This window comes from Spiroplasma endosymbiont of Cantharis lateralis, assembly GCF_964030855.1.
In the GTDB taxonomy this organism is placed as follows: Bacteria; Bacillota_I; Bacilli_A; order Mycoplasmatales; family Mycoplasmataceae; genus Spiroplasma_A.
Window position 1 is genome coordinate 328,923 of the sequence record NZ_CAXIQF010000008.1, and the last position, 13,009, is coordinate 341,931.

Below are 13,009 nucleotides of genomic sequence, written 5' to 3' on the forward strand. Positions count from 1 at the left end.
ATGCTAGATATAAATAAAATTGAAAGTGACTTTGATAAGGTCAGTTCAAGTTTAAAAAAGAGAAATAAGGATTTTAATTCAGATTTAAAAGAAATTATTAAACTAAATTCACAAAGAAAAGAAGTAACTTTTAAAGTAGAAGAATTAAAAGCTAAAAAAAATAAAATCTCAAAAGATATTGGAATTTTAAGTAAAAATAATAAAAAAGATGAAATTGAAAAATTAAAAAATGAGGTTTCAAAAATAAATCAAAAGATTGAAAAGTTAGATAATGATCTAAAAACAATTAGCAACGAAATCAATCATAAATTGAGTTATATACCAAATATACCAAATGAAAACATTCCTTTAGGTAAAAGCGAAGATGATAATGTTGAAATTAAGACATGAAAAGTAGGAAAAATAAAGAATAATGGTGAAGCACACTGAGATATTGCATCAAAACTAGGGTTAGTAGATTTTGAACTAGGTTCAAAATTGTCTGGTTCAAGATTTGTTGTCTATACTAATTTGGGGGCAAAAATAATTAGAGCTCTTGCAGATATACTAATTAATAGACATACAAACAATGGTTACAAGGAAATGTTTCTTCCTTTAATAGTAAACAAGGAAAATATGTTTGGAACTGGTCAACTTCCAAAATTTGAAGAAGATGCATATAAAATTGGTGATCAATACTTAATACCAACTTCTGAGGTTCCTTTGACAAACATTGTTAGAGATAAAATATTGGAAAAATCTCAATTACCTATGTATTTAACTGCTTTTACTCAATGTTTTAGAAAAGAAGCTGGTAGTGCTGGTAGAGATACAAAAGGTTTAATAAGACTACATCAATTCAATAAAGTTGAAATGGTTAAAATTACTGATAGTGAGTCATCTTACTTAGAATTAGAAAAAATGCTTGTAGATGCAGAAGAATGTCTAAAGTTATTTAATCTACCATATAGAGTTGTTGAATTATGTGGAGGAGATATAGGGTTTTCATCAGCAAAAACTTACGATTTAGAGGTTTGATTCCCACATCAAAATAAATATAGGGAAATATCTTCATGTTCAAATTGCTTAGATTTTCAAGCAAAAAGAATAATGGCAAGATATAAGAATGAAAATGGTAAGAATGAAAATGTACACACATTAAATGGTTCAGGATTAGCAATTGATAGATTATTCGCAGCTATTTTAGAAAATTATTATGATGGTAACAAACTATTAATTCCTGACGTATTAAAACCTTATTTAGGTAATATTAACTTTTTAGAATAGTGTTTCACGTGAAACATTATTTTTTTTATTTTTTTTAAATTGTTTCACGTGAAACAATTTAGAAAAAATAAAAAGACTATAATTTTGTCCAAAAAATGTTATTATATAAATGTCATTGTAAGGGTGACGTTCGAAGTTGGTCAGGACCGGAAGGTAGCAGCCATAAGAATCTAGTGCCTTGTACAGTGACTTTTTTTATTTTTAGGAGAACTTTTTTATGGAATTAATTTTTAATATACTAGTTAAAGAATTAAAGAAATGTAAGAAGAATAAGGATGTTCCAGTATCAGCCTTATTAATTGATACTAATAATAAAATTGTTGCAAAATCCTTTAACAGTAGGCAAAAGAAGTATAATTTCTCAAATCATGCTGAAATTAGAGTTTTAAATAAAATGTATAAAAGAATGAGAACTAAAAATTTGGGAGAATATAAGTTAGTAACTACATTAAAGCCTTGTTTGATGTGTATTACAGTTATTGAAGAGGCTAATATTAAGAATGTTCTATATTATTTAGATAATATAAAGTGCAATTATAATAGAATATCAACTTATATAAAATTTGAAAAAATGGGAGATCATAAGGAATATAAAGTTTTTGAAAGCGAATTAAAAGAATTCTTTTTAAATTTGAGGAAATAACTAGGTAAAATATTTATGCAAGGGGAGTAAAAATAATGGAGAATAAGAAGTCACTTTATAGAGAATATAGACCAAAGAATTTTGACCAAGTTGCAGGGCATTCTGGAATTAAAGAGATATTAATATCTCAGATTAATTCAAATTCATTTGGTCATGCTTTATTATTTTCTGGTCAAAGAGGAACAGGAAAGACATCAATTGCTAAAATATTTGCAAAGATAGTTGATTGTCAAAATTTAAATGGATATAACCCATGTGATAATTGCACTAGTTGTAAAGAATTTAATAATAATTCACACTCTGATATATTTGAAATAGATGCAGCTTCAAACAATGGAGTTGAAGAAATTAGACATATAAAATCTAATATATCTTTATTACCAAGTTTTTCTAAGTATAAAGTTTATATAATTGATGAAGTACATATGTTATCAAACTCTGCTTTTAATGCGTTACTTAAAACCTTAGAAGAACCTCCTAAACATGTAATCTTTATTTTGGCAACTACAGAATTTTCAAAAATTCCAGCAACAATAATTTCAAGATGTCAGCTGTTTAATTTTAAAAAAATTGCTCAAGTAAATTTGGAACAAAAAGTTGAAGAAATATGTAATTTAGAAGGAAAAGAAATAACTAAGGAAGCTTTAAGCGAGATTTATTACATGTCAGATGGATCTTTAAGAGATGCTCTTAATTACTTAGAGCAAGCTTTAACAATTTCTAGTCAAGAGGTTAGCGTTGAAATTCTTAAGAAAATATTTTATATTGCTACAAAAATGGAAAAAATTAATATTATTAGAAATGTAATTCAAGGTAATACAAAAGAAATAATATCGTATTTTGAAGTTTCAAATAATCAAGGAATTGATTTTCAAACAATGACTTTGAGTCTATTAGATATTATTAAAGAGATAATTGAAGTTAAACTTACACAGGATTATGCTTTTTTAAAAAATTTAACAATTGATGAATTTAATAGTTTTAATGAAACTAATATAAAAATATTCTTTGATTTAGCAGATAACATATCTAACTCTTATACAAAGTCTAAAAACTCAAATATAAGTTTTCAATATATATTAATAAATATATTAAAAACTGTTTCTACTAATAAACTTATAAGTGTTAAAAATATAGAAGAAGATATTACTCCTATCTACAGCTCTAAAATAAATTGAGATGAACCAAAGGCAGAAAATTCAAATAATTCTAAAGATATTTTATTTGATAAGAGTATTGAAACACCAATAGAAAATATAGAGGAAGTTAAATCTCAAAATATTCAAAAGGAAAATATAGAAGATAATAGCTTTGAAATTAAAAATAATATAGCAGACTTTTTTAAAGAAAATGGAGAATCTAAATTCTTAAAGTTACAAATGAAATTATTAATTTCAGAATCAAATATTTATAAAAATTTTATAGATTTTACAAATGATCAGATTATAAATGTTTTAGTAGGTGCCAATAAAGAAGCAAGAAAATATTTTGAAGAAAAATTTGAGTGTATTTTTGATGAAGATGTAATTAATAATAGTTCTAAATTTATAGAAAATTTTATTATGTTTTATGGTTCAAAAATAACAGCATCTAGTCAAGATTCTATTATCTTAGTATCTGAGGAAAGAACTATATCAAAATGAATTAATAATAGACTTCAAAATTCAGAGATAAGAAAGTTAATATATAAATACTTTGGTAAGGAAGTAAAAATAATTTCCTTAGATAAAAAAAGATGATCTGAAATCAGAATTGAATTTATGGATAGAAAAGATAATAATAAATTGACTAACTTTGAAAGCATTAATACTGAGTCTTTCTATGAAATGTTAAAAACAAAAGATGATAATGAAGAAAATGAATATTTAAAAAGAGCTAAAGAAATTTTAGGAGATCAAAATATTAAGGTTGTGAATTAATGGATAAAATAATTGAAGAGTTAAAAACTATTGATGGAATTGGTAAAAAGGCGGCTGAAAAAATTATTTTTGATTTAATAATTAACAAAAATAAAATTAGTTCATTGGAATCTATAATATCTCAAATAAAGGACTCATATAGTGAATGCGATATATGTTTTTACTTTAGAGAAAATGGAGAATGTACTTTTTGTGATAATAAAAATAGAAATCAAAATATTATCTGTGTTGTTTCTACAAAGCTTGATGCTATAAAAATTGCCAAAAGTAATTACAATGGAATAATTCATGTATTAAATGGTGAAATAAATTTAAATAAAAATATAGGTCCCGAAAAAATAAAAATAAGTGAATTATTTGTTAGAATTAATAAAGGTATAGAATTATTGCTAGCTTTAAATTTAACATTTGAAGGAGAAGTTACTTCAAACTATATAGCTAATAAGACAAAAGGAATAAGCGAAAAAATTTCTAGAATTGCAAGAGGAATTCCGTTGGGTGGAGTTTTAGATTATATTGACCAAGAGACGTTAAATGATGCAATTTTAAATAGAAAGAAACTAGATGATTAGTTTAGAGGAATTGTAATATGTTATTTATTTCATTAGAGGGTATTGATGGTTCAGGGAAAACAACAATTTCAAAAATGATTAAAGATAATTTAATTCAAAAGGGATACAAAGTTCTATTAACAAGAGAACCTGGTGGAGAACCATTGGCAGAAGAATTAAGAAGAATTATTCTAGATGAAAAAAATTCAATTAATCCATGAGCTGAAACTCTTTTATATGTAGCAGCAAGAAAACAACATTTAGATTCAATTATACTTCCTGCTTTAAAAGAAGGAACAATTGTTGTTTGTGATAGATTTATGGACTCAACATCTGCTTATCAAGGATATGCAAGAAATATTGGTATGGCTGATGTAAACGAATTACAAAGCATTGTTTTAGGTTCAACAAAACCGGACTTAACAATATTTTTTGATATAACTCCAAAGGAATCTCAAATAAGATTAATGAATAGAAAAAGAAGTGCTGATAGAATGGAACAAGAAAACCAAAAGTTTCATGAGGCAGTTTACGAAGGATATCAAATTTTGATTTCTGAAAATTCAGATAGAATTAAAGTTGTTGATTCTAGAAAACAAATTAACGAGGTTTTACAACAAGTAGATTTTTTAATTGATAATGCTCTTAATGAAAGAACAAAAAAATAATGAAAAAAATGGAGGTATTTAACATTATTAATGAACTAATAAAGGAGAGAAGACTTTATCATTCAATAATAATTTCAAATGAAAATCAAACTGATCTTGATAATATCTCAAATGAAGTTTTAAGACAGATATATTGTTTAAATAACTCGATTGAAAATGATAATTGTGATTGATGTTTAAAAACCGTTAATAAAAATAATTTAAATATTTCTTATATTGGAGATTCAACATCAAAAATATCAAAAGAAGATATTAAACAATTAATTATAAAATTTTCATCTTCAGGAATTGAGAATAACAAAAATAAGGTTTACATTTTATCAAATGGTGAAAATTTAAGTGATAATGCATCAAATGCTCTACTAAAATTTCTAGAAGAACCACCTCAAAATACATATGCAGTTATATTAACAAAAGATAGAAATAAAATTTTGAGTACTATTAAATCTAGATGTAAACTTTTCTCAATCGAAAATGAAAATGAAAAAGAACAAATAGACTCAGAAATTATTAATTTATTTTTAAATAAGGACAAGAAGAAGTTATTAAAATATTTAATAAATTTCAAAAAGATGGAAAGATCGGAAATTATAGCAATCCTAAGTATAGCTTTTGAGAATTCAATAAATTTAAATATAAAATTTTTACAAGAACTTTTATTAGATACGATAAATGAAATAAAGGAAACAAATTATATTAATTTGATTTTAGAAAATCTATTTATAAAAATGTATGAGGTGATTTAATGGAAGTGAAAAATGACATTTTAAATTATAAGAAACTTAAAATAATTCAAGATAATAAAATGTTTAACTTTTGTATTGACTCAATTTTATTGGCTAGATTTTGGAAACCTTCAAATAAGTATAAAAGCATTTTGGATTTTGGAACAAATAATGCAATTATTCCATTAATAATTTCGAGATATACTAAATCAAAAATTACAGCTGTTGAGATTCAAGAAGAGTCATGTAAAATTGCAAAAAAAAATATATTATTAAATAATTTAGAAAAACAAATTGAAATAGTTAATATGGATATTAAAAAATTTGTTTTGGATAAAAATAATCAATATGATTTAATATTTTGTAACCCTCCATTTTTTAAAGTAGATAAAGAGTCAAATCTTAATAAGAAAAGTAAATTTTTAATTCCAGCAAGACATGAGGTATTAATAACTTTAGAAGAAATAATAAAAAGTGCAAAAATAGCATTAAAAAATGGTGGTAAATTTCTTATGGTTCACTTAAGCAATAGGTTGGATGAAATTATTATTTTATTGAAGCAAAATAATTTCTCAGTAAAGAAAATACAAATAGTTTATTCTAAAGAAAAACAAGAATCAAAAAGAGTTCTTATTGAAGCAATTAATGATGGTAATGATGGAATGAAAATTTTGGAACCTTTATATATTCACAATGATGATGGAACTTATAAAAAAGAAATATTAGAAATGTTCGGTGATTAAATTGCTAAAAAAAGAAGAGAAATATATTTTAGGATTATCAGGCGGACCTGATAGTGTTTTTCTTTTTAATTACCTTTTGGAAAATGAATTTAAAAATTTTGTAGTTTGTCATGTAAATTATAATTTTAGAAAAGATTCAAACAAAGATGTAGAGCTTATTAAAAAACTTTGTAAAGAGAATAATATTAATTTTTTTATTAAAACTATTAAACAAAATTATAATGAATTAAAAGAAAATTTTGAATCATGAGCAAGAGATATAAGATATGATTTTTTTTGTAAAAAATTGGAGAATCAAGGAGCTGATGCAATATTGATTGCTCACAATTTAAATGATCATATTGAAACATATTTGATGCAAAAACAAAGTAATAAAAAGGTCTCTTATTTTGGCATAAATAATCAATCTTTTTATAAAAATAAGAAAATATTAAGACCAATATTATCTATTAAAAAATCTGAAATTTTAGAATATTTAGATGATATGAAAATTTCTTATATCACTGACTATACAAATTCTAATTTAATATATGAAAGAAATAAAATAAGATCGACTCTTAGAGAAAGTGATTTTAGTGAATTAATTAAAGAAATTAATAATAAAAATAATCAATTGTCAGACTATCAATTAAAAATAAAAAACTTGTCTTTCTCTAATCAGTTAGAATTAAATTACTTTTCTAATAACAATGATTGAAATGAATATCTTTTATTTAATTTTTTAGAGAAAAATGACTTTGCACAGTTTTTATATAAAACAAAAAAGGCAATTGTTAAAGAATTCCTAAAGCAACTATTGTCTAAAAAAAAGTTAATTGAAATTAAAAAAGGTAATCAAGTTTTAATGAAAGATTATGAAACCATTAGAGTATTAAAATCTAAGGATTTAAATATTTTTGAAATTGAAGATAGTCAAAATAAATACTTTAAAGAGCAATTAATTAAAAATAATATAGTGAATAATGAAAATATTATAATTACAAATAACTGAAAAAAATATCAATCTAAGATTTTTTTCAATGCTAAGTTGTTATCAAAAATATATAAAGATAAAAAGGTAAATTATCTTAAAAGATATGAAAATATTTTAATTTTTGATAAAACAAACAAAATACTTTTAAATAAAATAAACATATAATGATAAAATTATAAAGAAATTAGAAAACGGTGAAGAAAAATGAAAAAGAAAAAATCTATATGATTATGGGTTTTATTTATAGTTATGTTAATAGTAATAGGAATTGTTATTTGACAGTTTATTGCAGGTACATCAGATAAACTAACAGAATCAGAATTCCTTGAACTATTAATGAATAATAAAATAAGTAAAAATTCAACAGAACAGGTATACAGTGGTTTACACATTATATCTGGATCATATACTAATAGCTCTGGAGTAGTAAGGAAGTTTGTTTTAACTTTAACTAATTCATCTTATACTTCACTTCGTGATGATAATAATGCTTTTAAGGATTTTACTCAAAACATAATAACATTATCACAAGGAAACTCACCGTTTATGACTTTAATAATTAATTTATTACCAATGGTAATTTTAATTGGTTTTTATATTTGAATATTTTCATCTATGTCAAAAGGTGGAATGGGTGGAGGAATGTTTGGCCCAGGTAAAAACACAAGACCAAGAGAAATTAAATCAGATGTTAAATTTTCAGACGTTGCAGGTATTAATGAAGAAAAAATTGAACTTGTTGAACTTGTTGATTATCTAAAAAATCCTAATAAATATGCATTAATGGGAGCTAGAGTACCAAAAGGTGTTCTTATGGAGGGACCTCCTGGTACAGGTAAGACTTTATTAGCAAAAGCAGTTGCTGGAGAAGCTGGTGTTGCATTTTTCTCAATGGCTGGTTCTGAGTTTGAAGAAATGTTTGTTGGTTTAGGAGCAAGTAGAGTAAGAGATCTTTTTAGTGACGCTAAAAAAGCAGCACCATGTATAATTTTTATTGATGAAATTGATGCTGTTGGTAGAAAACGTAGTGGTGGAATGGGAGCTTCAACAAATGAGCAAACATTAAATCAATTACTTGTTGAAATGGATGGTTTTGCATCAAATACTGGGGTTATTGTTATGGCAGCAACTAACAGAGTTGATGTTTTAGATAGTGCCTTATTAAGACCAGGAAGATTTGATAGAACTATTCAGATATCATTACCAGATATTCGTGAGAGAGAAGCAATATTAAAACTTCACTCAAGAAATAAATCTGTATCACCTGAAATTGATTGAAAGCGTATTGCTGAAAGAACTCCAGGTTTTTCAGGAGCACAATTAGAAAACGTTCTTAATGAAGCAGCAATTCTTGTTGTTAGAGATAAAAGAAAAATGATTAATATTTTAGATATAGATGAAGCTATTGATAGAGTAGTTGGTGGACCTGCTAAAAAATCAAGAGCTATGACAATTCAAGATAAACAAATTGTTTCATATCACGAAGCAGGACATGCATTGATGGGATTAAGATTAGAGTCTGCATCAAAGGTTCAAAAAGTTACTATAATTCCTAGAGGTAATGCAGGTGGTTATACAATTATGACTCCAAAGGATGAATCAAATTTTTCATCAAAAGAAGATTTATTTGCATCAATTGCTGGTTATCTTGGGGGTAGAGCTGCTGAAGAAATTATGTTTGGTAAAAATAAAATTACAACAGGAGCACATGATGATTTAGATAAAGCTACAAATATTGCAAGAAGAATGGTTACACAATTTGGTATGTCAACTTTAGGGCTTACTAAATATTTAACAATGCAAGAGGAATCATATGGACAAACAAAAGGGGTTTATTCAGATGAGGTGGCATTTAAAATCGATACAGAGATAAACACTATTTTAGAGAAATGTTATAAAACTGCATTAGAAGTTATAAATAAACATAAAGATGTTTTAGAATTAATTGCAGAATCTTTAAGAGTATTAGAAACAATTACTGCTGAGCAAATTGATTACATTGATAAACATAATAAATTACCAAAAGAAGTTGTAGAAGAAAAAAACAGAAAAGATGCTGAAGATAAGAAAAAAGAAACTGGAGCAATATTAGAATTTGAACCAGATGAAGATGATAAGTAAAACACTTTATCTTAAAGTAAGCATATTATGTCAAGTATAGAATAGCTTTTTTATTCTATTTAGAACACCATGTTTCTCATGGTGTTTTTTCATGCTTTACCATTATTCTTTTGAAATTATAAAATTGAATATACTCCAAAACATTATTGTATACTTCTTGAAAAGAGTTCAAGTTCTTTTGATATCACTCTGTTTTTAAAGAAGAAAAAAAAGTTTCACAAGCAGCATTATCTAGTGAGTTTCCAGGTCTACTTAAAGATATAGAGATTTTATTCATCTTACAATACATCTGACTAAAAATTGATGTATATTGAAAGCCATTATCTGAGTGAATTATTAAGTTCTTATTTTTTAGCATATAGCCTTCAGCCATTTTCAATGTTCTAAAATAAATTTTATTATCATTTCTCATAGATATATCATATCCAACTATAAAGCCAGTATTAACATCTTTCATAATACTCAAATATGCAAACTTATTATAACCATAAGGCAAATATGTAACGTCCATTACAAATAATTCACCTTTATCAAAACTATTTCATTGCCTATTAACAATATTAGGGTATTTAGAATTTCTAACTTTGATCTCTTTTGGTTTTATATTTCTCTTTATTCTAATTTTTGATCTTATTCCCAAAAGTTTCATATATTTATAAACTAATTTATTTGAAACATTGATATTATAAAAGCGCTTTAAAACTATATTGATTCTAGGATAACCATAAATATGATTATAATAATTAAATATCTCTAAAATATAATCGGCTAAAACCTCATCAAACTTATAATTAAATGAGGGCCTTTCTTTTTTTACTCACCTGTAATAACTTGATTGTGTTGTTTTAAGTGCTTTACATAAAAAAATAATTGATCAATCAGATTTATTTTTCTCAATATAGTTATACTTTAATTGTTGTTTTTTTCTCAATCCTCCAGGAACTGATTGAACTTTTTTAGTATCTCATTCTCCATTTCTAAAAGTTTATTTTTCTTTTTAAGTTCCAGAATCTCTTTTCTAAATGGGTTATTTTTTAGCTCTATATCAATTTTTTTAATTCCTGCGGTTTGTCCCTTTCTTGAAGAAATCTTCTTGAGATATTCAATTCCATATTCTTCATATCCTAAAGCTCATTTTCTTGCAGCAGAATATGAAACATTATGTTTTTTTGCTAATTTCTTTCAACTTTGTTGATTAATTGCTCAATCCTTTGCAACTTCTATTTTAGTTTCCAAAGATACCATATTTGATTTATTTCCTTTAAAATTTGCCATATAAAAAATCCTCTTCTATATAGATTATATTAGAATTTTTTTATTCTAACTCTATACATAGAGGATTATATTCACTTTATCTTAAAGTGTTTTTTTATTTTTTAAACAAGTATAATAATAAAAGTGAATTTCAAGGAGAATAAAATTATGGATATGGAAATTAGAGCTATAAGTAAAAAAAATAATGTGAAAATATCAATAGTTGATATTACAGAAAGTTTTAATGAAATTGCAGTATTGCAAAATACAAATCCTCTTGCCACAGTTGCATTAGGTAGAACAATTATTGATAGTGCTCTTTTGAGTTTATCTATAAAAGATGGAAGCAAGATGACTACTAATTTAAATGGAATGGGTCTAGGCGGATCAATAATTGCTGAATTTCAGGATAAAAAAGTAAGAGGATATATTCAAAACCCAAACTTTGAAATTGATAAAATTAATCTTGAAGAGGGAAGTGCATTATCACAAGTAGTTGGAAAACAAGGATTTTTACAAATATCTAGAGATAATGGTGAAACTACTCCTTATACTTCAAGAGTCGAAATAATTTCAGGTGAGATTAATTTTGATTTTATGTATTATTTACAACAAAGTGATCAAATTAATTCTTTAATTACTTCAACAATTGAGTTGAATGAAGATGCCAGCATTAAAAAGGCTTGTGGAATAATTATTCAATTACTTCCTGGATTTAAAGATGAAGATATTGATTTTGTAGAAGAGAAGATAGGAACATTAGATCATTTAGTTAAAACTCTAATTAATACAACTAACTATGAATCTTTAATAAAAGATATTTGTAGTGATGCAAAAATATTAGGTATTAGTGAGTTAAAATTTGAATGTACTTGTAATATGGATAGGGTAGTATCTTCAGTTAAATTATTAGGAGAAAAAGAAATTAAAAAAATTATTGAACATGGAGAAATTGTAGAAGTTATTTGTGATTTTTGTAAAAAACAATATAATGTAAAACCAAATGAGATTAAATAAGTTTTATGTTATACTATTATAGGTGTATTTAAGTTCTATATTAAGGAGTTTAATATGGAAGACAAAGATTTAAAACAACAAAAAAGGGTTGAAGCAGATTTAAAACAATCTGAAAAGATTGACAATAAAAAACTAACTAAAAAAACTTCGGTTGGCATGGATCAAACTCTTATAAGAGAGTTTGAACATGTTCAGTTACCATTAGTAACTGAAGAAGGTGTTAAAGGATTGAAATTGAAAAATAAGATCCAAAAACAAAATACCTCAAAATATTCAAAAAAAATATTAGAAGGTAAAATAGTATCTACAACAGGGAATAATCCTGATTTAGATAAAAACGTTATTGAGCTATACAACGTAAAAAGATGATATGTGACTGGAGATATGTTAACTCCTGTGTTACGCGGTGTGGACTTGAAACTTGAAAAGGGTAAATTTATTGTAATACTTGGACCATCTGGTTCAGGAAAAACAACTTTATTAAATACAATCTCAGGATTGGATAAGGCATCAGAGGGTGATGTCTTTGTTCTAGGTAATAATTTGTCTTTATTAAAAGACTCTCATTTAACAAAATTTCGTAGAGAAAATGTTGGTTTTATATTCCAACAATACAATCTGCTTTCAAACTTAACTGCAAAAGAAAATGCAGAAGTTGGAGAAAACTTAAGTAAATCAAAAGAAAATAAAATGTCAATTGAAGAAATCTTTAAAACTATTGGTATGGAAGAACAAATGAATAAATACCCACATCAAATGTCTGGTGGACAGCAACAAAGGGTTTCCATTGCTAGAGCATTAGCAAAAAACCCCGAAATTCTATTTGGTGATGAACCAACAGGTGCACTAGATGAAGAGATGGGTAGAAAAGTATTAGATATTCTTGTTGATGTAAAAGAAAAATATAATACAACTGTAATCATTGTTACACATAATCCAAATATTAGTGAAATTGGAGATACTGTAATACACGTAAGAAATGGTTTAATTGATGAAATTAAGCACAATAAATCTCCAAAAAGACCAGCTCAAATTGACTGATCATAGTTCAAAAACTCTAAACTACAAATGAATAATTTGTAGTTTTTTAATCTTAAAATGGGTTTAAAAAAAGTATATAATTATAATT

At 25.3% G+C, this 13,009-nt stretch carries 13 protein-coding genes and 1 other RNA gene; 12 read left to right on the forward strand and 2 right to left on the reverse strand.

What is annotated here, in order from left to right:
• The 10 genes from serS to ftsH all read left to right on the forward strand — a co-directional run bounded on the left by serS (window position 1) and on the right by ftsH (window position 9,609).
• Window positions 1-1,266, forward strand: coding sequence for a serine--tRNA ligase (serS, locus tag AAHM99_RS03805; RefSeq protein WP_342275389.1), 1,266 nt, complete (start codon window positions 1-3; stop codon window positions 1,264-1,266).
• Between the two features lie 104 nt (window positions 1,267-1,370).
• Window positions 1,371-1,468: signal recognition particle sRNA small type (gene ffs / locus AAHM99_RS03810), an RNA gene on the forward strand.
• 15 nt (window positions 1,469-1,483) lie between these two features.
• Window positions 1,484-1,909, forward strand: a complete 426-nt coding sequence (locus tag AAHM99_RS03815) for a deaminase (RefSeq protein ID WP_342275390.1) — start codon at window positions 1,484-1,486, stop codon at window positions 1,907-1,909.
• Window positions 1,910-1,944: 35 nt separating this feature from the next.
• Entirely contained in the window at window positions 1,945-3,828 is a 1,884-nt protein-coding gene (gene dnaX, locus AAHM99_RS03820) for a DNA polymerase III subunit gamma/tau (protein WP_342275391.1), read from the forward strand.
• Window positions 3,828-4,400, forward strand: coding sequence for a toprim domain-containing protein (locus AAHM99_RS03825; RefSeq protein WP_342275392.1), 573 nt, complete (start codon window positions 3,828-3,830; stop codon window positions 4,398-4,400). Before dnaX ends, AAHM99_RS03825 begins: the two co-directional genes overlap by 1 nt.
• Before the next feature lie 17 nt (window positions 4,401-4,417).
• Entirely contained in the window at window positions 4,418-5,047 is a 630-nt protein-coding gene (gene tmk / locus AAHM99_RS03830; RefSeq protein ID WP_339029956.1) for a dTMP kinase, read from the forward strand.
• A complete protein-coding gene (locus AAHM99_RS03835; RefSeq protein WP_342275393.1) occupies window positions 5,047-5,793 on the forward strand; it encodes a hypothetical protein in 747 nt (248 codons plus the stop codon). Before tmk ends, AAHM99_RS03835 begins: the two co-directional genes overlap by 1 nt.
• On the forward strand, window positions 5,793-6,515 hold the full coding sequence (locus tag AAHM99_RS03840; protein ID WP_342275394.1) for a tRNA1(Val) (adenine(37)-N6)-methyltransferase: 723 nt from the start codon (window positions 5,793-5,795) through the stop codon (window positions 6,513-6,515). Before AAHM99_RS03835 ends, AAHM99_RS03840 begins: the two co-directional genes overlap by 1 nt.
• Window positions 6,508-7,653 carry a tRNA lysidine(34) synthetase TilS gene (gene tilS, locus AAHM99_RS03845; RefSeq protein WP_342275395.1) on the forward strand — a complete coding sequence of 382 codons (1,146 nt, stop codon included), beginning with the start codon at window positions 6,508-6,510 and terminating at the stop codon, window positions 7,651-7,653. Before AAHM99_RS03840 ends, tilS begins: the two co-directional genes overlap by 8 nt.
• Before the next feature lie 39 nt (window positions 7,654-7,692).
• Complete coding sequence (ftsH, locus tag AAHM99_RS03850) at window positions 7,693-9,609, forward strand: ATP-dependent zinc metalloprotease FtsH (protein ID WP_342275396.1); 1,917 nt, start codon at window positions 7,693-7,695, stop codon at window positions 9,607-9,609.
• A gap of 55 nt (window positions 9,610-9,664) precedes the next feature.
• Here the strand turns inward: ftsH and AAHM99_RS03855 are convergent, their stop codons facing one another.
• Together AAHM99_RS03855 and AAHM99_RS03860 are read right to left on the reverse strand one after the other, a co-directional pair.
• Entirely contained in the window at window positions 9,665-10,540 is an 876-nt protein-coding gene (locus tag AAHM99_RS03855; RefSeq protein WP_342275397.1) for an IS3 family transposase, read from the reverse strand.
• Window positions 10,519-10,884, reverse strand: a complete 366-nt coding sequence (locus tag AAHM99_RS03860) for a helix-turn-helix domain-containing protein (protein WP_342274828.1) — start codon at window positions 10,882-10,884, stop codon at window positions 10,519-10,521. Before AAHM99_RS03860 ends, AAHM99_RS03855 begins: the two co-directional genes overlap by 22 nt.
• Before the next feature lie 147 nt (window positions 10,885-11,031).
• On the opposite strand from AAHM99_RS03860, the gene AAHM99_RS03865 reads away from it, so the two are divergent.
• Together AAHM99_RS03865 and AAHM99_RS03870 are read left to right on the forward strand one after the other, a co-directional pair.
• Window positions 11,032-11,880: an Hsp33 family molecular chaperone HslO gene (locus AAHM99_RS03865; RefSeq protein ID WP_342275398.1), complete on the forward strand. Its 849-nt coding sequence runs from the start codon at window positions 11,032-11,034 to the stop codon at window positions 11,878-11,880.
• A 54-nt stretch (window positions 11,881-11,934) separates the two neighbouring features.
• Window positions 11,935-12,927, forward strand: coding sequence for an ABC transporter ATP-binding protein (locus AAHM99_RS03870; protein WP_339029945.1), 993 nt, complete (start codon window positions 11,935-11,937; stop codon window positions 12,925-12,927).
• Window positions 12,928-13,009 lie beyond the last annotated feature (82 nt).